A 19482-nucleotide genomic window follows, 5' to 3' on the forward strand; every position below is an offset into this window, starting at 1 on the left:
CCCTTCACTGATGACCTCCGGCCAAAGGCCGGTCGCTTTCTTCCCCCAGGCGCGCGGCGCGCAGCGCGTCCTCCGTGTCGTCAAAGAACTTTCCTGCTCCGATGCCGTCGACAACGCCGGCGCGCGCCAGCAGCTCCGTGACCTCGGCGTTCAGGTGAGCGACGCCGAAAGCGATGCCCCGCCCGGAGAGGTTTGCCTGCACGGCATCGAGTGCTGCGGCTCCGGTGCTGTCGATATGCGCAATGGCGCTGGCGTCGAGGATGAACCAGCGTGTTTCGGCCGGCAGGCCGTCAGCGATGGCGCGAAGCCGGATGCTGATATAATCGGCGTTGTAAAACAGCAGATTGCCCTGGACGAGACATATGGCGATGCCTGGAATGCCCCGGGCCTCCGGAAAGCGCTGCATGTCGTAGAAGCCATCGCGTCCGGCAATGCGGCCGAGAAGCGTGTCTTTCGGAAACATCGTCTTGCGCAGGAGATAGATCAGGGTTGCGGCAATCGCGACGATGACGCCGTTCAGCACGCCGAAGCTGATGGCTCCGAACATGGCGATCAGGGCAAAGACGAACTCCATGCGGCTGATGTGCCATATCTTTCTCAACTCGCTGACGTCGATCAGGCTGATTGCGGCTGCCGCCAGGATCGCCGCCAGGGCAGGGATCGGCAGGATGCGCAGGGCGTCATTCAAGAACAGTAGCGCCGCCATCAGGGTCACGGCGGAAACGAGACCGGCTGCTTGCGATCTGCCGCCGACTGCAAGATTGATCGCTGTACGCGAGTCGGACACGGCGATGGGAAATGAACCAAACAGACTGGGGGCGATGTTCGCCGCGCCCAGCCCGATAAGTTCCCGGTTAGCGTCGACCTCCTCGCCGGAGCGCGCCCCGAAGCTTCGTGCGGCGACGATACTCGAACCAAAACTGATCAGAAAGACGGCTGCCGACCCAAGCACGATCCTGTCCATGGGCATTTGAGAGAATGCATCGAGGGAGAATGACGGCAGCCCGGTGGGGAGATCGCCAACGACGCGGATGCCTGCGGCTTCAAAGTTGAAGATGGCGGAGAGAATGACGGAAACGACGACAACGACGACGGGTCCCGGTACAGGCAGCCGCGTGGCTTTCACGATCCACAACAGTGCGAACATGGCGAGCCCGAACAGCAATGTCGGCCAATGGATCAAGGCACTCTTGCGAATGATCTCGGCAATCGGCGGCAGGAGACCGTCGGACTCGATACGCACCCCGGTAAAGCGGCCGATCTGCCCGACAAGAATGGAGATGGATACGCCGGCAAAGAAGCCGACTAGAATCGGGCGGGATAGAAAGCTTGCGAGGACGCCCAGCCGCAGCAGCCGTGCTGCAAAATAGAAGGCTCCGACGCCGAGCGCCAGGGCAGAGGCGATTGCAACCGGATCGGCTGATGTGCCGGCAGGTTGCGCGGCGATGACAGTTCCTATGACCGCCGCGAGAACCGCCATGGTCCCGGCGTCCGGCCCGACCACCAATAGCCGCGACGGCCCGAACAGAGCGTAGGCAACGGGCGCGACGATACTCGCATATATCCCGGTTTCCGGGGGGAGGCCGGCGATGGCGGGATAAGCGATCGCACTCGGCAGGCCGACAGCTGCAATCGACAGCCCCGCAGGAATATCGCTTCGCAGCCAGTCCGCGCGAAATCCCTCCAGACCCCTGAATATCGGCATATGAAAACTTTGAAGCATGCCACTCCCCCCGGAAATTCATTCATCTGCTGAAGCGAACCCAGGCTACCAGTGGGGTAGCCTCCGATCGCTCCAGACTGGGCGCAGATTGGGCTTTGACGAAGATGGTCTTGCCAAGCAGCATCAGCCGAAGGGTTGACCGCGGGCGCTGATGCGCCGGCCTAACCCATGGCTGACGAACCGCATCGTTGCGTAGCGGCCTAGCCGACTGGTGCCTCCCAATTCAGGAAGAAGCCGATGTCGCCCGGCATGCCGCCCGGAAAACTGATGACCATTGCTTTCAGCTTGTAGCCGTGAGGCCGGGCCACCTCGACGAAAAGATCATATATTTCCTTGGCTTTTCCTTGAAGCGTCGTCGGCCACTCTGGCCGGGCACTGTTGATCGCGCGGCCGCTATCCGTGCAGAAGCTCGACGGAAAGCTATAGACCATGGCCTCGGATTTGCCGTCGGCGGCTGCCTTCATGACGACGCGCCTGATAATGTCACGTTCCTTGTCGCCGACGTGTTTGCGGAAGAAGTCATCGACGAACTCCGCGTGTTTTTTTGCTTCACGCGCTTTGACTTTGTCATCACGCTGCATTTCTACCAGCTGCAGTTCCAGAGCTTTCTGCCTCAATTCTTCCGCGCTAAGCATCTGAGGATTTGACTTTTCACTTTCAGCCATGACGTTACCTCCCAGTGGCCGAAGGCCAAGACCGAGAACTACAGCACCGATAAGTCCAACTAGACAGTATGATACTGTAGGATCTGGTAACCTACGGCCTGGCCGATATTTTAGCCGTCAACCGAGCCCTCGCGGTGACTGATAATTGGCGTGCCATATCGTCTTCAAGGGAGGCAGTGGTCCATGCCCTTGACTTCGTGATCAAGCGGCCTGCGGTCGATTTTAGCCAGCGCGCTGAACTCCGCTTTTGTAAGCGTGTTACTGTAACATACGTCCCAGATCAGTCCCGAGACTACGCCTGGAGCCGTCTTTGCTATAAATTTGGAGCAAAAGACGGCTTGGCCGATGTTTAGCTATCAATCCTCCTCTACTCGGAGGAGTATGCGGCACGAGCGAAGATACAATAGTCGACAGCCTACACACCATGTCTGACCGCAAGGAGGATTTGAGATGGCTAGACCTCACGCATTGTTAATCGCCACGGGCCTGTTCCTGCCTTTTGCAGGGTTCCCGTTTTCGCCACATCCGATGCCGATCGCCGCCGCGCAGGAGCCTGCCGCTTCCAGTCCCGTTGCGGCGGACGACGATGCGCCGGCGCCGCTGAGCGAGGACGAACTCGAAATCCTGGTGGCGCGGATTGCACTTTATCCGGACGAACTGGTCGCGCTCGTCACATCGGCGTCGCTTTATCCGCTGCAGGTCGTGGAAGCAGCCCGGTTTCTCGAAACCTTGAAGAAGCAGCCCGAGCTCAAGCCGAAGACGACGTGGGACGGCAGCATCGTATCGCTGCTGAACTATCCCCAGATCGTCACGATGATGAGCGACGATCTGGACTGGACGCAGTCGCTCGGAGAGGCGCTCTCCGTCCAGCAGAAGGACGTTCTGATCGCCATACAGCAACTGCGCGACAAAGCGGTCGCCGACGGCATCATCAAGACTGACGACAAGATCAAGGTCAGCCAGGAGAACGACAACGTCGTGATCGTCTCCGCCAGTCCTGACAAGATCTACGTTCCGCAGTATGCGCCGGAGATGTTGTATGAACCAAACTATGCGGCTGAGCCTATCGGCTACTATTCAGAGCCGTATCCAAACTACTACTATCCGACCGCCACCTTTTTTGCGGGCGTGGTGACAGGAGCGGTTTGGGCCGCTGCCGTCGACTGGAACGGTTGGGGCGTATGGGGCGGGCGCTGGAACGGCAACGTCGATATCGACTGCAACAATTGCCTCAACAACATCAACGGCAAAGTGAATATCAACGACGTCGACTGGAAGAATGTCGACCGCAGCAAGATCGGGTTCGACGGCGCGCAGTTCAACAATATCGATCGCAACTCCTTCCGGAGCAGTATCGAGGCGAATGCCGGCAACAGGGTCGGAGCTAGAGGCAACGACCGTGCGAACACGATCCGCAACCAGCCGGGCAAAATCAGCGTCAACGATGTCCGCAAGAGCAAGATCGATGCGGACAGGATCAATACTGCCCGCAACAAGGCAGGCAACACGGGAGCGGCTTCTGGAGGCGGGAAGGCAGCGCAGGCCGCGCAGAACCGCAGGCCCGACGCGAGGACGACGAACAGAGCTGGCGAAAAGGCAAGGTCCGGGGGCAACGCCAAACGTCCGGTCGCAAAGGCGAAGCCAGCGGCCCGGGTCGACAACCGGCCCAGAAAGCCTTCAGCCCTCGGTCAGGTCGACAGCGGCAGGCGCGCTGAGATGCAGTCCAACCGCGGCAGACAGGCCATGGCTGGGAGCAATCGCGGCGGCGGTAGAGAAATGCGCGGCGGTGGCGGCGGCCGCGGTGGCGGTGGCGGTGGCCGCGGCGGCGGCGGTCGTCGGTGACCGAAAGAAGGAGGAAAGTCATGACCAAATCAGTCAGAAACATGCTTCTGGGTTCTGTGTTCGCTCTTGCGGCTCTCGCCACCAATCCGGTTCCGACATCTGCGGCAGAGCCATCCGATGCGACCGTCATCTCGGGCTTCGCTTCGCAGAGCGATCCCCCGGTATTCGAGACGCCGGAACAAGCCGTCGACGCCTTCAAGGCGGCCTTGTCGGCTGATGATTTCGACAAGTTCGCGGCGCTGCTGGGAATTGATGCGGCGAAAGCGAAGGCAGGCGAAGGAGTGATGGACACCTATGCACAGATCCGGGACGGCACGAAGAAGAAGATCGTCGTGAAGGACGTCGATGGCCGCAAGATCATCGAGATCGGCGACAAATTATGGCCTCTGCCATTTCCGATCGCGAAGGGCGACGATGGCAAATGGGCCTTCGACACCTATGCCGGGTTCGAGGAGATCATCAATCGTCGCGTCGGCGAGAACGAATTGCAGACCATCGACACGATGCGGGCCTATGTCGATGCCCAAAGGGAATATGCTTCCGCCGACCGCGACGGTGACGGCGTCCTGGAATATGCCCAGAAACTAATCAGCAGCGACGGCAAAACCGATGGTCTTTACTGGTCGCCTGATCTGGGCGAAGGTGATAGCCCGGCGGGCAATGCCCTCGAAGACGATGCGGCACTTGATAAGGCGAAGGCCGGCGAGGGCTATTACGGCTATCGCTACAGGATTATCGACAGCCAGGGGCCGAACATCGCCGGCGGAAAGTTCGATTATGTGATCAACGGCAACATGATCGCAGGATTCGCAATGATCGCCTGGCCGATCCGATATGGCGAAACCGGGATGCACACCTTCGCAGTGAACGCGAACGGCACCGTCTACCAGGCCGATCTCGGCCGGCAGACCGAAAAAATAGCTGATGGCATCAGGACCTTCAACCCGGATGACAACTGGGACGTGACTGCTGATTGAACACCGTCGCTCGTGTTTGGAACCATGTCCGCTCCACGTCGTTGCCGCTTCGTATCTGACAATGATTCAAAGGAGGAAACGATGATTTCCGCAGAGCAGATCCGTGAACATATGGAAGTTCGGGCTGCCGACGGCACCCATGTCGGCACAGTCGATCATCTCGATGGCACCACCCGCATCAAGCTGACGAAGATGGATTCGGAGGACGGCAAGCACCACTTGATCCCGATCGATTGGGTCGATCACGTCGACGCACACGTCCATCTGTCGAAGAACGCCAGGGATGTCCGGATGCAGTGGGCTACCATCAACTGACAGCCGGTCGGCTGCGGCTTGCGGGCCGCAGCCTCCTTCGAACGGCATGATTGGGCATGATGCCGAAAACCGCCCCGCCACGTTGCACCAGGGATGCATCCGGATGCGCCACGGCACACCGTGGTATAAACGCCACGTTGCGCAGGACGTTCCCAACGCTCCCAGGCTAGGGGGTAACGGAAGCAGCTGTCGATGGCCAGATTGGCGGTTCGTCTGCAGTCGGTGTATGATTCCGGCAAAAGGCTGGGGCGTTGCCCGTCAGCTACAAGATCGCATCGCGCTAAAACGGAGTTCGAGATTGGCCGTCGCCTTCACCAAGGAAGAGAGTTTCGAAACCGCTTCGGAAACCCTGCTGCCCGATCGTCCGATTTCTCCGCATCCGAACCTGGTCACGGAAGCGGGATTGAAGGCTCTGGAATTACAGTTCCAGCAGGCTCGCGAGGCCTATGATGCTGCGAGCCCCATCGAAGACGTGAACGAACGGCGGCGGCAGGCGGCCAATCCCTTGCGGGATCTTCGCTACTTGGCCGCAAGACTTCGCACCGCCCAGCTCGTACCTGCGCCAACGTCAATCGATACCGTCGCCTTCGGCAGCACGGTGACTTTCCGTCGTGACGACGGGCGGGTGCAGACCTATCGCATCGTCGGAGAGGACGAGGCCGATCCGAAGGCCGGCTCCATTTCCTATGTCTCCCCGGTGGCGCGGCTCCTGATGGGCAAGGCTGTCGGCGATGCGGTGGAAACGGCCGGCCAGGAACTGGAGATCATCGCTATCGCGTAGAAGAGCGTGCAATTCGCGTGGTCCGCTCATTATTTTAGTACTATCCGGTACTTTATTTATCGAACCTTTACCATCCGTGGCTAGAACGATGACATTCCATCATCGAAAGTCATGCTCATGGTCAGCGCAATTTCCAGTTCTGCATCCACCATTTTAAGTTCAGCCGCTTCAACCTCGTCTTCCAGTTCGTCGGACCAACTTGCCTCTCTTGAGGCGCAGCTTGCCGAAAAGCAGGCAGCCCTGTCGGAAACGCAGGACGAGCAAGAGAAGGCCACGATCGAAAAATCCATCGCGACGCTGGAAGCGAAGATCGCCAAGCTCGAAGCGAGCGAGAGCAGCCAAACTCAGGCGTCTGCTGCATCGAAGCCTGCCGGTGGCGCTCCGAAAGAACTTTCCGGCGAAAGCGAACGTATCGGCACGACGAATTTTGACGAGACCAGCGAGTTCGGCAGCCGCACGGCTTACGTCTGATAAAAGCGACCCGGTCACCGGGATGAAGCTGCATTTTTGAGTGATGCATTAAAGACGGCGCTTGGCCACGGTGACGACTTCGCGTGTCAGATCCGCAAGGCGGTCGGCGGCGAGGCGATTTATCTGCCAGTTGAGCGGGACATCGAGCGGCGTGTCGGGCACCAGCTCGACCAACCGTCCGGATGCGAGGTGCTCGCGGGTCAGCTGGGTCGGGTTCATTCCCCAGCATATGCCTGAAAGGCTGGCCTCGACGAAGCTTTGCGGCGACGGCAGCCAGTGGGTGGGATAATCGAGATCGCGTCCGAATGTTCGCCTGATCCAGCTGCTCTGCAGCCTGTCCTTTTGATTGAAGGTCAGCGCCGGAGCGTTGCGGATCGCCTCTGATGTCACGCCCTGCGGAAAATAGCGTGCGACGAAGTCGGGGGTTGCCGTTGCATGGTAACGCAGAACGCCGAGGGCAAAACGCCGGCATCCTCGGACCGGTTTTTCCAGGCTGGTGACGGCGGCGATCACCCGTCCGCGCTGCAGCCATTCGGCGGTATGGTCCTGGTCGTCGACGGCGACGTTCAGCAGATAGGAAGAGCTTTTGGCAAAATTCGACATGGCTTCGACGAACCATGTCCCGAGGCTGTCGGCGTTCGTCGCGATTTGAAGCGTGACCCTTTGCCGTGGTTCGTCGGGATCGACGAGGGCCGGCAGCTGCCCGAAGAGTTCGGCTTCGAGCATGCCGACATTCTCCATATGGCGGCAGAGCCATTCTCCCTTTTCGGTCGCCGTGCACGGCGTGCCTCTGACGATGAGGACGACGCCGAGACGCTCTTCGAGTTGCTTGACGCGCTGCGAAATGGCCGAAGGGGTCACGTTCAAGGCGGTCGCAGCTCTTTCGAAGCTGCCTGTCTGGACAATAGTTGCGACGGCGCGAAGAGCGGGATAGTCGAGCATGGATTAGTTTCACTTAATCTGGGTAAGCTGGATTAATTAGCCTAATTCTCGAAATAGCGATAGCGCAACCTCACCGAAATGAGGGGCGTTGGCCGAAGAGATGAATTTTTCGATCTATGGAACCGGCCTGATGATGGGCCTCAGCCTGATCGTCGCCATCGGCGCACAGAACGCCTTTATTCTCCGTCAGGGCTTGCGCAACGAACATGTCTTCGCCGTCTGCTTCGCATGCGCCTTATCCGATGCCGCATTGATCGTGCTTGGCGTGACCAGCCTCCAGCAAATCGCCAGGTTCATGCCCTGGCTCGATCCCGTCATGCGCTACGGCGGAGCGGTATTTCTGGTCTGGTACGGGGCAAGAAGCCTCTATTCCGCCTTGCGGTCGTCCGCCGCTCTGACAGCCGCGGAAGCCAAACCATCGAGCTTTCGGCAGACGCTGGCAACCTGCCTCGCACTCACCTGGCTCAACCCGCATGTTTATCTCGACACCGTGGTGCTGCTCGGCACGATATCGACACGATATCCGGGAGAGCAGGCTTCTTTTGCGGCAGGGGCGGTGACGGGGTCCTTCCTGTTCTTCTTTTCGCTCGGATATGGCGCGAAGCGGTTGCGGCCGATCTTCTCGAAACCGTCATCCTGGCGCATGCTGGAAACGCTCGTCGCTTTCACGATGTGGATCATAGCGTTCAAACTGCTGGGCGGGTTGTGACCGCCGATCCGCTTCATCGCGTTTCGGCGGCCGGCTCCTCGTTCGACGAAACGAACCTCAGAAATTGTTCCTGTGCGCGCGTCGGCATCCAGTTGATGCGCAGGGTGAGGCCGATCGGCCGTGCCGTATGGCTGAGGTCGAGCGGCAATGCCTTGAGGAGGCCGCGGGAGAGCTCGGCCTGGGCCTGCAGGTAGGAAATGCAGCCGAGGTGGTCCGTTCCGTTCAGCAGTTCGCGCATGAGGATGAGCGAACTGGACTCGACGATGCTTGTCGGCGGGTGGTCCAGGCCCTCGAACAAGGTGTCGAAATGCCGCCGAATCGGCGTGCCGCGCTGGCCGACGATCCATGGATAGGCCGCGAGTTCCTCGACCGAGAGCTCGGAGCGTGCCGTCAGCGGATGGTTGCTGCCGGCGACGACGACCAGCGTATCGGTAAACAGGAAGCGCTGCTCGACGTCACCGATCGGTGCGGGATCGCGCAACGCGCCGATCAGGAAATCGATCTCGCCGCGCCTGAGGCCGGCAAGCAGATCGGCATAGGGACCTTCCAGAATGTGGATCGGCGTGTTCGGACGGAACTTCCGGAACTCGGCGATGGCCCTCGGAAGCACGAAGGAGCGCGAAAGCGGCATCGCACCGACAACGATCCGGCCTGCCTCCTCTGAAAGCGTTTCGGCGAGATCCACCTCCGCCTGGGCCAATTCGGCGAAGGCGAGGCGTGCGGCCTGGGCGAGCGTTCCGGCGGCGCGGGTGGCGACGATGCCGTAGGAGGTCCGCTCGAACAGCGGGCGGGCGGCTTCCTCCTCGAGTTGCGTCACCGCCCGGTGAACGGTCGGTTGGGCCAGGCCGAGCCTGCGGGCGGCAAGCGTGAAGTTCTCGGCCTCGCGGACGGCGATGAGGGCTTGCAGTTGAGAGGAGGTCGCGACCATGCGAAGGCGTGGGCTGAGTTCATTGAGGGCCGGATCGAGGAAGCCGAAGGCTCTTCGCACGCGCTTTGCGAGAACATCCCCTTGCGCGTTGGCGAACAGTCCTTGCGGGGTCCTGGTAAAAAGGGTCGTTCGCAGGGCGCGTTCGATCTTGGAGAGCGCCTGCGTGACCGCGGGCTGCGAGAGATGGCAGACATCGGCCGCCCGGGTGACGGAATTGGTGTCGACCACGGCAAGGAAGACCCTCAGATGGCGAAGGTTGTGCTGGACTTGCAATGCCGGAGACGCCGCTGAATTCAAGTCAAATCACGCTCCAAAATGGCATCGGCCCGCGCTTCCAGGGAATTCTCCGGCATCAGGATGTCCAATTCGCCGATCCGGCGCTGCCAGTCGGCCGTCGCCGAGGCCATGCGATCCGGCAGTCCCAGTTCCCTTAGTGTTGCCGCGACTTCTTGCATTTCCGCGGCCCGCCGCTTGCCATGTACCATCATGCGTTCAAGGTTGTAAGCTGCACGCACCGTCCAGTCTATGCCAGGATCCGAGGCCTGGAGAGATGCGAGCACAGCTTTTTCTACGCCGGCGCGGCGGGCAGCCAGCAGGCATTCCGCAGTCAGCGCCTCGAAGCCCTTGATCATCACCGACCGCAGCATTTTGATCGACGAGGCCTGTCCGATCTCGTCTCCCACCGTCCTGGCCTGCATTCCGAGGCCAAGGAGCAGGTCTTGCGCCCGTTCTGCTGACGATCCTGAGACCAAGAGCGGCGTGCGATGGCGGGCCGGATGAACGGGTGACATCACCGCGACGTCGACATAGACGGCGCCGGCAGCTTCAACGAGCCTGGCGGCCGCGGCCTTCGTCGCGGGAGAGCAGGAGTTGCAGTCGAGATAAAGCGCGTCTCTCCCGAGGAATTCGGCGACCCGGGTCGCCGCTTCCAGGGCGCGGTCTGCAGTGACCAGGCTGAAGACGGTGCCGGCACCCGTCAGCGCCTGTGCCGGTGTTTCGGCGCAATCGACACCGAGATCCGAACAGGCCTGCAGCAGATCGCCACGCTGGGATGGATCTTCGACCTTTATGTCGAAGGTGGAGGTCTTGCCCGGCGACGCGCCGTTCTCTGTCCGCCAGCCCGATACGAAGGCCTGCGCCGCTTCGCCGAATCCGATCGTTGCAATAGCCAACATCCGCTTTTCCCTTTCGATGCTGTCAGGCAGCCCGCTTTCTCGACCTGATGTTGGAGTGGCAAGCGTATCAATGAGCCGGATCCTTGACGCTCTCGAACGTCTGGAATTCGGTATTGTAGAGCTCGCCGTCCACTTTTTCGACCTTGCGCACTTCGAGCTCGATCTTGGCCTTAGGCTGTCGGGAGATGCGGGAAATGCCCATTTCAAAATGATCTATTGGATATAAGAAAAAGCTATAGTTCTCGGGCTACTGAGCCGCTTGAGAAGATTCCCTATAGCGAAAACTTATAGGCTCTGCGGCAATTCCAAATTGGCAAAAGGCAGCCTGGGGAATGAAATCCCTTCAACGAGGAAGGAGGCATTTCATGTCGGAAAAGAAGAAGGCTCTCGTCATCAGCGCACATGCAGCGGATTTCGTCTGGCGCTCCATGCGGAGAGAGCGGAGGAGGAGATAGATGGAGCCCTGTTTCGACATTGCGCATCTGGCGCATGTCGAGATGTATTCGAACAAGTTCGAAGAAAGTCTCGACTTTTTTCTGCGGGTCTACGGCCTGAGCCTTGCCGGCCAGGACGAGAATTCCGCCTATCTCAGGGCATGGGACGATTACGAGTTCCATACGCTGAAGCTAACGCGTCACCACACGACCGGCGTCGGGCACATCGCCTACCGGGCCTCTTCGCCTGAGGCGCTCGAGCGGCGGGTGAAAGCGATCGAGGCCAGCGGCTACAAAGTTCTGGGATGGGTCGACGGCGATCTCGGCCACAACAGCGCCTTCCGCTTCGAAGATCCCTTCGGGCATGTGTTCGAAATCTATTACGACACGGTCCGCTACCGACCGCCCGACGATGAAAAGCCGGCTCTGAAGAATATTGCACAACGCTATCACGGTCGGGGATGCCACCCCCGGCGTCTCGACCATCTCAATCTTCTGGCGTCGGATGTTTCCGAGTTCCGGCGGTTCATGGAGACGTGCCTCGGGTCCCGGGTGACCGAGATGATCCAGCTCGACAACGGGCGCGTGGGAGGCTGCTGGTTCACCATCAACAACAAGGGCTACGACCTTGCCTGCACCGAGGAGCATGGCCGCGGCAACGCCCGTCTTCACCACGTCACCTATGCGACGGACACGCGAGACGACATTCTGCGGGCGGCCGACATCTTTCTGGAAAACGGCGTCCACATCGAGACCGGTCCGCACAAGCACGCCATCCAGGGCACGTTCTTCCTCTATGTCTGGGAGCCGGCCGGCAATCGCGTCGAGCTTGCCAATGCCGGCGCGCGTCTCATCCTGGCGCCCGATTGGGAGCCGATCGTCTGGACCGAGGCCGACCGGAAAAAGGGGCAGGCCTGGGGACTGAAGACGATCGAAACATTCCACACCCACGGCACGCCGCCGGCGGACAAGAACGGAGCATAAGCATGGGCATCGTCGTACAGAACATACCGCGGGCGGAAGCTGATGTGATCGACAGGCTCGCCAGATCAGGCGTCGCGACGGTCCACGAAGCCCAGGGGCGCAAAGGCATGCTCGCCAGCCATATGAGGCCGATCTATTCGGGTGCGCAGATCGCCGGCTCCGCCATCACGATCTCCGCACCGCCCGGTGACAACTGGATGATCCATGTGGCGATCGAGCAGATCCAGGCCGGCGACATCCTGGTGCTTTCGTCGACCTCGCCCTGCGACAACGGTTATTTCGGCGACCTGCTCGCCACCTCGGCGCGGGCGCGAGGTTGCCGCGGCCTTGTCATCGATGCCGGTGTCCGCGATATCAGGGATCTGACCCAGATGCAGTTCCCCGTGTGGTCGAAGGCCGTGTCCGCGCAGGGGACCGTCAAGGAAACGCTCGGTTCGGTCAACGTTCCGATCGTCTGCGCTGGCGCCTTCATCGAAGCCGGCGACATCATCGTCGCCGACGATGACGGGGTGTGCGTGGTGAAGCTCAACGAGGCCGAGGAGGTTCTGACTGCTGCCGAGAAACGGGTGGCGAACGAGGAGGCCAAGCGGCAACGCCTCGCCGCCGGCGAACTCGGGCTCGATATCTATGACATGCGGTCGAAGCTCCGGGAGAAGGGGCTTAAATATGTATGAGGACGGCATTCCCTGCCTCTGGATGCGAGGTGGAACGTCGAAAGGCGCCTATTTCCTGGCCGACGACCTGCCCGGAGATCCCGGCGAACGGGACGCGCTGTTGCTTGCCATCATGGGTTCACCGGACCCGCGGCAGATCGACGGGATCGGCGGCGCCGATCCGCTGACCTCCAAGGTCGCGGTCATCTCCGCCTCTTCGCGCGAAGACGCTGACGTCGATTATCTCTTCCTGCAGGTCTTCGTCGACCAGGCACTGGTCAGCGACGCGCAGGGGTGCGGAAACATTCTTGCCGGCGTCGGTCCGGCCGCCATCGAACGGGGTCTGGTGAAGGCATCGGGCGAGATTACGCCCGTCCGCATCCACATGGTCAACTCCGGCGAAGTTGCTGTCAGCAGGATCGAGACGCCGAACGGCCGCGTCAACTACCAGGGCAAGGCCGAAATCGCCGGTGTGCCGGGAAGCCATGCCGCTGTACCGCTGCTCTTCGTCAACATTGCTGGCTCGATGTGCGGCGCCCTTCTTCCAACAGGAAACGAGGTCGATGTCATCGACGGCGTCGAGGCGACGTTGATCGATAACGGCATGCCCTGCGTGATCATGCGGGCCTCGGACTTCGGGCTTTCAGGCACGGAGAGCCGCGAGGCGCTGGAAGCAAATGAAGGCCTCAAGCAGCGTATCGAAGCCATCCGCCTGAAGGCGGGGCCGATGATGAATCTCGGCGACGTCAGTGCCGCGTCCGTTCCCAAAATGACCCTGGTATCGGCGCCCCGCGCCGGCGGATCGATCGGCACGCGCAGCTTCATTCCGCACCGCGTTCACGCCTCGGTCGGCGTGCTCGCCGGCGTTACCGTTGCGACGGCGACGCGGCTCGGCCGTTCTCCGGCGCATGCGCTGGCGCATGCTTCCACAGACGGCCGTTACCGGATCGAGCATCCCACAGGTGACATGGAGGTGTTCCTCGATCTGGCCGCAGACGGCTCGGTCCAGGGGGCGGGGACGATCAGAACGGCGCGCAAGCTGTTCGACGGAAGGGTGTTTGCGAATGTGCCCGCTTGGTGAGGGACGGCACTGATGAAATCATAATGCAGAACGGCGCAGTCACGGGTCGCGCGTGAATGAAATCTAGGTGCGCCGTCGTCGGGAGGACGAATGAGTATTTTTGAAGAGCCGAAGATCGACTGCCATGCGCATGTCCTCGATCCCGCGCGGTTTCCCTATGCGGAGGACGCGGCCTATAAGCCGTGGGGGCAGGAGATCGGCACGACCGCCCAACTTGTGCAGGTGATGCAGGCCTATGGCACCCACCACGCTCTTCTGGTGCAGCCGAATTCCGGATATGGCTCGGACAACAGCTGCATGCTCGATGCGATCCGGCGCCATCCGAAGCTCTTCAAGGGCGTGGCGATTGCCGCTCTCGACGCAGAGACGGCCACACTTCGCGCGCTTCGGGACCAGGGCATCGTCGGAATTGCCCTCAATCCGACCTTCCATGGAAACGCTTATTACGAGAGCGCTTCCGGCTTGATGGAGAAGCTCGCCGAGCTCGATATGTTCGTCCAGATACAGGTCGAGCACGACCAGCTGGCGATGTTCCGGCCATGGATCGAAAAAATCCCCGTACGGGTATTGATCGATCACTGCGGACGCCCGACGCCCAGCGATGGGTTGGACTATCCCGGATTCGAGACGCTGCTGCGGCTTTCCGATACCGGCCGCGTCCATGTGAAGCTGTCCGGCTACGCGAAGTTTGCGGGCACGGCCTACCCCTTCGAGGATACCTGGCCTTTCCTGCGGGCGCTGGTCGGTGCCTTCGGGCTGGAACAATGCATGTGGGCTTGCGACTGGCCCTATCTGCGCGCGGCCGACCGCCAGGATTACGGCCCACTTCTCAAGCTGGTCGAAATGCTCTTTCCCGATGTCGAAGACCGTCGCCAGATTCTGTGGGAGACACCGCGCAGACTGTTCGGCTTCGGCAGCTAGTGCTTGGTTTCACGATCTGAACACGGCTTGCGGCAGCGGGCGCGGCACACCGGAAAGAGGAAGGAGTTTCGGTGCTGACACTGAGGCAGATAGAAATCATCCGCGCCATCATGGTGACCGGCAGCATCGCGGGCGCCGCCAAGCTGCTGAACATTTCCGCGCCGGGCGTCAGCCGCCTGATGAAATATACCGAAGACATGGTCGGCGTGCCGCTCTTCAACCGGCGGCATGGCCGTTACGTGCCGACACCCGAAGCGCGCAATGTCTTCGATCTTCTCGACAACATTCATTTGAAGGTCGAAGATCTGCAGAACGCGATCGGTCGTCTGGGCAGCGGCGAGGGGCGCGAGTTGAGTTTCGCTTCTGTGCCGAGCATCGCCAACGCCATGGTGCCGCGTGCGGTCGAAAGGCTGAAGCGCCGCTTTCCCGATATCGGTATCGAAATCGACATCCTCAAGATCGAACAGTCGATCGACTATCTTCTGCTCGGCCGCGGAGAGGTCGTGGCGATCAGTTCGCGATTCGACCATTCGATCATCGATTTCGCGCCACTCGCCACGGGACGGCTGTTCTGCATCGTCGCGCTCGACAGCGAGCTTGCGCAGCAGGATTCGATCCGTCCGGCCGACATCGTCAAGCACCCGCTGATCGGCATCGATCCGAACGATCCTTACGGCCGCATCATGACCGAGATCTTCCGCCGCGAAGGGCTCTCATTCAACATGAAGATCAAAACCCGCTTCGGCACCACGGTGGGAAGCCTCGTCGCCGCCGGCCTGGGGATCGCCATCATCGACGAATTCACCGTGGCGCACGGGAAGATGCCCGACGTGAAATGCCTCGAGATCGAGGCGAAGACGACGTTCAGCACCTATGCGGCGCACCGCAACGACATGGCCCTTTCCGTCTACGCGGAAGCACTCATCGAATCTCTGCGATCCGAAATGAAGGCCGTTTCGTCTCCGCCGCAACAAAAGGCGCAGAAACCGCGCAAAACTTAACATGATGTTACGGTTTGGGAGGATTTTGGTATTTGCGATTCATTTTTGACCAGTTCATCAATCGTCACGTCGAAGATTTCTTTGGAGGCGGCAGGAGGAGGCCACCTCGCACGGAGGAGAGAATCCCCGTGTGAACTCTTCGCGATGGAGGATGGAGGATCGATGGTTTCGCCCAAGCGCAAGCGCCTTGTCACCGGCAAGACCGTCGTCATCCCGCTCGTCGGCCATCCTGTCGAGCAGGTCAAGTCGCCTGGTCCGATAAACAACTGGTTTGCCGAGCACGGCGTCGACGCCGTCATCGTGCCGATGGATATCCGTCCGGAAAAGGTCGCGAGCTTCTTCGACGTCCTCAGGGCGATGGAGAACTGCGCCGGCTGCTCCATCACCATGCCGCACAAGCAGGCCGCCTTCGTGGCCTGCGACGAGGTCAGCGAACGGGCTCGCCGCGCAAGAGCCGTCAATACCATCAGGCGATCGCCCTCGGGAAAGCTCATCGGCGAGATGACCGACGGGATGGCGTTCATCGCCGCGCTCGGCGGTCACGGCGTCAGGGTGCGTGACTGCAATGCCCTGCTGGTCGGAGCCGGCGGCGCGGGCATGGCGATCGCGTTCGAACTGGCTTCGGAGGGCGCAAGCTCGCTTACCATCATCGAGCCCGACCAGATGCGCCGCAGAGCGCTCGAGGCCGAGTTGAACCGCTATCATCCCGCGCTCGAAGTGTTCGATCGCGTGGCGGCCGGTCGCAAGATCGATATCGCCGTCAACGCTTCGCCGCTCGGCATGAACTCCGGCGATCCGCTTCCTTTCCCGATCGCCGAACTGGCCGGTGCGCTGATCGTCGCCGACGCCGTCACCAAGCCTGTCGTAACGCCCTGGCTGAAAGAGGCGGAGCGGCACGGGCTGAAGGTTCAAAACGGCGAGGAGATGGCGTTGGCGCAACTGCCGATCCAACTGAGCTACCTCCGCTTCATGAATTCGTCCTCGCGCTCCGCAGGCGGAGCGACCGGCGCCGCTGAACTGTCCATTGCGCCGGAGGCAGCGAAATGAAGACCTCGATTGCAACGGTCTCGATCAGCGGCGATCTCAGGGAGAAGCTGGAGGCGATCTCCGCTGCCGGCTTCGACGGTGTCGAGATTTTCGAAAACGACTTCCTGACATTCGACGCGTCGCCCCGGGAGATCGGCCGGATGGTGCGCGATGCCGGGCTGGAGATCACCCTGTTCCAGCCATTTCGCGACTTCGAGGGCATGCCCGAGCCGCACCGATCCCGGACGTTCGATCGTGCCGAACGGAAGTTCGACGTTATGCAGGAACTCGGCACCGAGCTGATGCTCGTCTGCTCCAACGTCTCGACCATCGCGCTCGGCGGCATCGATCGTGCCGCTGACGACTTCCGCGAACTCGGTGAACGCGCTGCCAAACGATCGATCCGGGTGGGATACGAGGCGCTCGCCTGGGGGCGTCACATCAACGATCACCGCGACGCCTGGGAGATCGTCCGACGCGCCGACCATCCGAACATCGGCTTGATCCTCGACAGCTTCCACACGCTGGCGCGACGGATCGACGTCGAATCCATCCGGGCCATTCCCGGAGACCGCATCTTCATCGTGCAGCTTGCGGATGCGCCAATGATCGACATGGATCTGCTCTACCTCAGCCGGCATTTCCGCAATATGCCTGGCGAGGGCGACCTGCCCGTCGTCGACTTCATGCGGGCGGTCGCGGCGACGGGTTACAAGGGGCCGCTATCCCTGGAGATCTTCAACGACCAGTTTCGCGGCGGCTCCGCAAAACTGATCTCCGTCGACGGGCGCCGGTCGCTGGTCGACTTGGCGGATCGGGTGGCGCGCAGCGAAGGCGGCGTCTCCTTCGACGCGCCTCAGATACCGCCCCGCAGTTCCATGCGGGGTGTGGAATTCATCGAATTCGCCACCAGCGCCGAGGACGCCGACGAACTCGCGGCCTTTCTCCACATCATGGGCTTCAAGACCTATGGCCGGCACAGGTCGAAGGCCGTGACCCTGTTGCGCCAGGGCGGCATCAACATCCTGCTCAACACCGAGCGGACGGGCTTTGCCTATTCGTCCTTCGTCGTCCACGGAACCTCCGCCTATGCCGTCTGCCTGAAGGTGGACGATGCGAGGAACGCCGTTGAAAGGGCCAAGGCACTCGGGGCGGAGCTTTTCGAGCAATCCGTGGGTCCGGGAGAGCTGACAATCCCAGCGATCCGGGGTGTCGGCGGCGGCCTCGTTTATTTCGTCGATGAAAAGAGCGAACTCGGCAGCCTGTGGGGGATCGACTTCGAGCCGGTGGAAGAGACGGACGCCGGCATGGCAGCCGGTCTTTTCAGGGTCGATCACGTCGGGCAGACGATGAAAGCGGACGAATTGCCGTCCTGGCTGCTGTTCTACCTGTCGATCTTCGATCTCAGGAAGACGCCGATGATCGATATCGTCGATCCCTCGGGCCTCGTTCGCAGCCAGGTCGTCGAAAGCGCCGACGGTGCGCTGCGGATAACGATGAACGGCGCCGACAACCGACGCACGCTTGCCGGCCATTTCATCGCCGAAAACTTCGGCTCGAGCATCCAGCACCTGGCATTTGCGACGGCGGACATTTTCGCGACCGCCGAAGTGCTGAAGGCCAATGGATTTTCGCCGCTCAAGATCCCGCGCAACTACTACGACGACGTCGAGGCCCGCTTCGGCCTGGATCCCGTCATGGCGGACCGGCTGCGCGAGGCGAATATCCTCTACGATCGCGACGAACAGGGCGAATATCTTCAGCTCTACAGCCCAAGTTTCCGCGAAGGCTTTTTCTTTGAAATCGTCGAGCGGCGCGGCGGATACAGGGGATATGGCGCACCGAATGCGCCGTTCCGCATAGCCGCCCAGAAGCGCCATCTCCGACCGGAGGGCATGCCAGGTGCCTGATCCCGACCAGCCCACCATCATTGCAGGAAGACGTCATATCGGTTTCCGGGCGGCCGAAAGCGTCGCGAAGAATTTCAGGGAGTGGACATAAATGGCGCAGAACCGCGCATTCGTCATGGGACATCCAATCGCACATTCGCGTTCGCCGATGCTGCATGGCTATTGGCTGAAACGTTATGGAATCGAAGGCAGCTACGAGCGTCTGGACATTCCGCCGCAAGATCTCGATTCCTTCTTCTCAAGCTTCAGAGAGGCCGGATGGATCGGTGGCAATATCACCGTGCCGCACAAGACCGCCGTGATCCCGCATCTTGATCACATCGACGATGCGGCGACGAAGATGGGCGCGGTCAATACCATCTGGTGGGAGGATGGCGTTCTCGTCGGCGGCAACACGGATGCCATCGGCTTCCTGGGCAATATCGACGAACTAGCGCCCGGCTGGGACACGGGGACGAAGCGCGCCGTCATTCTCGGCGCCGGCGGTGCGACGCGGGCTGCCACTTACGGACTTCTGAGCCGTGGACTGACGGTCGCCTTGTGTAACCGCACGGTTTCCAAAGCCGAGGCGCTGGCCTCGCATTTCGGCGCCGGCGTCAGCGCGCATGGAACGAGCGAGCTCCCGGATCTGCTGGCGACATGCGACCTGCTGGTGAACACGACCAGCCTCGGCATGATCGGGCAGCCGCCGCTCGATATCGATCTCAGCCCGCTGAAGAAGGACGCGATCGTTTATGACGTCATCTATGTGCCGCTCGAAACCGAACTGATCAAGGCCGCGAAGGCCCGGGGGCATCGTAGCGTCGACGGGCTCGGCATGCTGCTGCATCAGGGCGTGGTCGGCTTCGACAGGTGGTTCAAGATCAAACCAGAAGTAACCGGCGAACTGCGTCAAATTCTTATCGACGACATCCGCGCGAAGACGCCGGGTGCCTGAGCGGGGG

At 61.0% G+C, this 19482-nt stretch carries 20 protein-coding genes; 14 read left to right on the forward strand and 6 right to left on the reverse strand.

Annotated features, from left to right (window positions below; genetic code table 11):
• Positions 1–4: 4 nt before the first annotated feature.
• Together OLZ32_RS00830 and OLZ32_RS00835 are read right to left on the reverse strand one after the other, a co-directional pair.
• Positions 5–1723, reverse strand: coding sequence for a SulP family inorganic anion transporter (locus OLZ32_RS00830; RefSeq protein ID WP_264419505.1), 1719 nt, complete (start codon positions 1721–1723; stop codon positions 5–7).
• Between the two features lie 200 nt (positions 1724–1923).
• Positions 1924–2388, reverse strand: a complete 465-nt coding sequence (locus OLZ32_RS00835; protein WP_003540585.1) for a hypothetical protein — start codon at positions 2386–2388, stop codon at positions 1924–1926.
• Between the two features lie 450 nt (positions 2389–2838).
• Between OLZ32_RS00835 and OLZ32_RS00840 the strand changes: the two genes are divergently transcribed.
• The 5 genes from OLZ32_RS00840 to OLZ32_RS00860 all read left to right on the forward strand — a co-directional run bounded on the left by OLZ32_RS00840 (position 2839) and on the right by OLZ32_RS00860 (position 6774).
• Positions 2839–4230 carry a DUF3300 domain-containing protein gene (locus OLZ32_RS00840; RefSeq protein WP_003540584.1) on the forward strand — a complete coding sequence of 464 codons (1392 nt, stop codon included), beginning with the start codon at positions 2839–2841 and terminating at the stop codon, positions 4228–4230.
• A gap of 20 nt (positions 4231–4250) precedes the next feature.
• Complete coding sequence (locus OLZ32_RS00845; protein ID WP_003540583.1) at positions 4251–5207, forward strand: DUF2950 domain-containing protein; 957 nt, start codon at positions 4251–4253, stop codon at positions 5205–5207.
• 81 nt (positions 5208–5288) lie between these two features.
• Positions 5289–5522 carry a DUF2171 domain-containing protein gene (locus OLZ32_RS00850; RefSeq protein WP_003540582.1) on the forward strand — a complete coding sequence of 78 codons (234 nt, stop codon included), beginning with the start codon at positions 5289–5291 and terminating at the stop codon, positions 5520–5522.
• Positions 5523–5820: 298 nt separating this feature from the next.
• The gene (gene greA / locus OLZ32_RS00855; RefSeq protein WP_003540581.1) at positions 5821–6303 is read left to right on the forward strand and encodes a transcription elongation factor GreA; all 483 of its coding nucleotides are present in this window, start codon (positions 5821–5823) and stop codon (positions 6301–6303) included.
• Between the two features lie 111 nt (positions 6304–6414).
• Positions 6415–6774 carry a hypothetical protein gene (locus OLZ32_RS00860; RefSeq protein ID WP_017988631.1) on the forward strand — a complete coding sequence of 120 codons (360 nt, stop codon included), beginning with the start codon at positions 6415–6417 and terminating at the stop codon, positions 6772–6774.
• Positions 6775–6822: 48 nt separating this feature from the next.
• Here OLZ32_RS00860 and OLZ32_RS00865 read toward each other — a convergent pair whose 3' ends face one another.
• A complete protein-coding gene (locus OLZ32_RS00865) occupies positions 6823–7716 on the reverse strand; it encodes a LysR family transcriptional regulator ArgP (protein WP_264395300.1) in 894 nt (297 codons plus the stop codon).
• A gap of 100 nt (positions 7717–7816) precedes the next feature.
• Here OLZ32_RS00865 and OLZ32_RS00870 point away from each other — a divergent pair, with 100 nt between their 5' ends.
• A complete protein-coding gene (locus OLZ32_RS00870; protein ID WP_264395757.1) occupies positions 7817–8425 on the forward strand; it encodes a LysE/ArgO family amino acid transporter in 609 nt (202 codons plus the stop codon).
• Between the two features lie 13 nt (positions 8426–8438).
• Here OLZ32_RS00870 and OLZ32_RS00875 read toward each other — a convergent pair whose 3' ends face one another.
• The 3 genes from OLZ32_RS00875 to OLZ32_RS00885 all read right to left on the reverse strand — a co-directional run bounded on the left by OLZ32_RS00875 (position 8439) and on the right by OLZ32_RS00885 (position 10730).
• Positions 8439–9650 (reverse strand): LysR family transcriptional regulator, encoded by a 1212-nt coding sequence (locus OLZ32_RS00875; RefSeq protein ID WP_264395301.1) that lies wholly within the window; start codon positions 9648–9650, stop codon positions 8439–8441.
• Entirely contained in the window at positions 9647–10528 is an 882-nt protein-coding gene (locus tag OLZ32_RS00880; protein ID WP_264395302.1) for an NAD(P)-dependent oxidoreductase, read from the reverse strand. Before OLZ32_RS00880 ends, OLZ32_RS00875 begins: the two co-directional genes overlap by 4 nt.
• Before the next feature lie 67 nt (positions 10529–10595).
• Positions 10596–10730, reverse strand: coding sequence for a hypothetical protein (locus tag OLZ32_RS00885; protein ID WP_264395817.1), 135 nt, complete (start codon positions 10728–10730; stop codon positions 10596–10598).
• Positions 10731–10983: 253 nt separating this feature from the next.
• On the opposite strand from OLZ32_RS00885, the gene OLZ32_RS00890 reads away from it, so the two are divergent.
• The 8 genes from OLZ32_RS00890 (at position 10984) to OLZ32_RS00925 (ending at position 19475) form a co-directional block, all read left to right on the forward strand.
• Positions 10984–11946, forward strand: a complete 963-nt coding sequence (locus tag OLZ32_RS00890) for a VOC family protein (RefSeq protein ID WP_264395303.1) — start codon at positions 10984–10986, stop codon at positions 11944–11946.
• A 2-nt stretch (positions 11947–11948) separates the two neighbouring features.
• Positions 11949–12620 (forward strand): 4-carboxy-4-hydroxy-2-oxoadipate aldolase/oxaloacetate decarboxylase, encoded by a 672-nt coding sequence (locus OLZ32_RS00895; protein WP_264395304.1) that lies wholly within the window; start codon positions 11949–11951, stop codon positions 12618–12620.
• A complete protein-coding gene (locus tag OLZ32_RS00900; RefSeq protein ID WP_264395305.1) occupies positions 12613–13680 on the forward strand; it encodes a 4-oxalomesaconate tautomerase in 1068 nt (355 codons plus the stop codon). Before OLZ32_RS00895 ends, OLZ32_RS00900 begins: the two co-directional genes overlap by 8 nt.
• Before the next feature lie 90 nt (positions 13681–13770).
• Positions 13771–14601, forward strand: a complete 831-nt coding sequence (locus OLZ32_RS00905; RefSeq protein WP_017988623.1) for an amidohydrolase family protein — start codon at positions 13771–13773, stop codon at positions 14599–14601.
• A gap of 71 nt (positions 14602–14672) precedes the next feature.
• Positions 14673–15602, forward strand: coding sequence for a LysR family transcriptional regulator (locus tag OLZ32_RS00910; RefSeq protein WP_003540561.1), 930 nt, complete (start codon positions 14673–14675; stop codon positions 15600–15602).
• Positions 15603–15764: 162 nt separating this feature from the next.
• Positions 15765–16649 (forward strand): shikimate dehydrogenase family protein, encoded by an 885-nt coding sequence (locus tag OLZ32_RS00915; protein WP_003540560.1) that lies wholly within the window; start codon positions 15765–15767, stop codon positions 16647–16649.
• A complete protein-coding gene (locus OLZ32_RS00920) occupies positions 16646–18538 on the forward strand; it encodes a bifunctional sugar phosphate isomerase/epimerase/4-hydroxyphenylpyruvate dioxygenase family protein (RefSeq protein WP_264419507.1) in 1893 nt (630 codons plus the stop codon). Before OLZ32_RS00915 ends, OLZ32_RS00920 begins: the two co-directional genes overlap by 4 nt.
• 91 nt (positions 18539–18629) lie before the next feature.
• Positions 18630–19475 (forward strand): shikimate dehydrogenase, encoded by an 846-nt coding sequence (locus OLZ32_RS00925; protein ID WP_003540558.1) that lies wholly within the window; start codon positions 18630–18632, stop codon positions 19473–19475.
• The last annotated feature ends 7 nt before the right edge of the window (positions 19476–19482 follow it).

Source organism: Rhizobium acaciae, from assembly GCF_025941625.1.
Taxonomy (GTDB): domain Bacteria; phylum Pseudomonadota; class Alphaproteobacteria; order Rhizobiales; family Rhizobiaceae; genus Rhizobium; species Rhizobium acaciae.

Bases quoted from the DNA above. Each gene is read 5' to 3' on its own strand.
- OLZ32_RS00895 (WP_264395304.1), top strand. From the start codon at position 11,949: ATGGGCATCGTCGTACAGAACATACCGCGGGCGGAAGCTGATGTGATC.
- OLZ32_RS00830 (WP_264419505.1), bottom strand. From the start codon at position 1,723: ATGCTTCAAAGTTTTCATATGCCGATATTCAGGGGTCTGGAGGGATTT.
- OLZ32_RS00870 (WP_264395757.1), top strand. From the start codon at position 7,817: ATGAATTTTTCGATCTATGGAACCGGCCTGATGATGGGCCTCAGCCTG.
- OLZ32_RS00890 (WP_264395303.1), top strand. From the start codon at position 10,984: ATGGAGCCCTGTTTCGACATTGCGCATCTGGCGCATGTCGAGATGTAT.
- OLZ32_RS00905 (WP_017988623.1), top strand. From the start codon at position 13,771: ATGAGTATTTTTGAAGAGCCGAAGATCGACTGCCATGCGCATGTCCTC.
- OLZ32_RS00860 (WP_017988631.1), top strand. From the start codon at position 6,415: ATGCTCATGGTCAGCGCAATTTCCAGTTCTGCATCCACCATTTTAAGT.
- OLZ32_RS00850 (WP_003540582.1), top strand. From the start codon at position 5,289: ATGATTTCCGCAGAGCAGATCCGTGAACATATGGAAGTTCGGGCTGCC.
- OLZ32_RS00885 (WP_264395817.1), bottom strand. From the start codon at position 10,730: ATGGGCATTTCCCGCATCTCCCGACAGCCTAAGGCCAAGATCGAGCTC.
- OLZ32_RS00900 (WP_264395305.1), top strand. From the start codon at position 12,613: ATGTATGAGGACGGCATTCCCTGCCTCTGGATGCGAGGTGGAACGTCG.
- OLZ32_RS00925 (WP_003540558.1), top strand. From the start codon at position 18,630: ATGGCGCAGAACCGCGCATTCGTCATGGGACATCCAATCGCACATTCG.
- OLZ32_RS00840 (WP_003540584.1), top strand. From the start codon at position 2,839: ATGGCTAGACCTCACGCATTGTTAATCGCCACGGGCCTGTTCCTGCCT.
- OLZ32_RS00915 (WP_003540560.1), top strand. From the start codon at position 15,765: ATGGTTTCGCCCAAGCGCAAGCGCCTTGTCACCGGCAAGACCGTCGTC.
- OLZ32_RS00920 (WP_264419507.1), top strand. From the start codon at position 16,646: ATGAAGACCTCGATTGCAACGGTCTCGATCAGCGGCGATCTCAGGGAG.
- OLZ32_RS00865 (WP_264395300.1), bottom strand. From the start codon at position 7,716: ATGCTCGACTATCCCGCTCTTCGCGCCGTCGCAACTATTGTCCAGACA.
- OLZ32_RS00880 (WP_264395302.1), bottom strand. From the start codon at position 10,528: ATGTTGGCTATTGCAACGATCGGATTCGGCGAAGCGGCGCAGGCCTTC.
- OLZ32_RS00835 (WP_003540585.1), bottom strand. From the start codon at position 2,388: ATGGCTGAAAGTGAAAAGTCAAATCCTCAGATGCTTAGCGCGGAAGAA.
- OLZ32_RS00845 (WP_003540583.1), top strand. From the start codon at position 4,251: ATGACCAAATCAGTCAGAAACATGCTTCTGGGTTCTGTGTTCGCTCTT.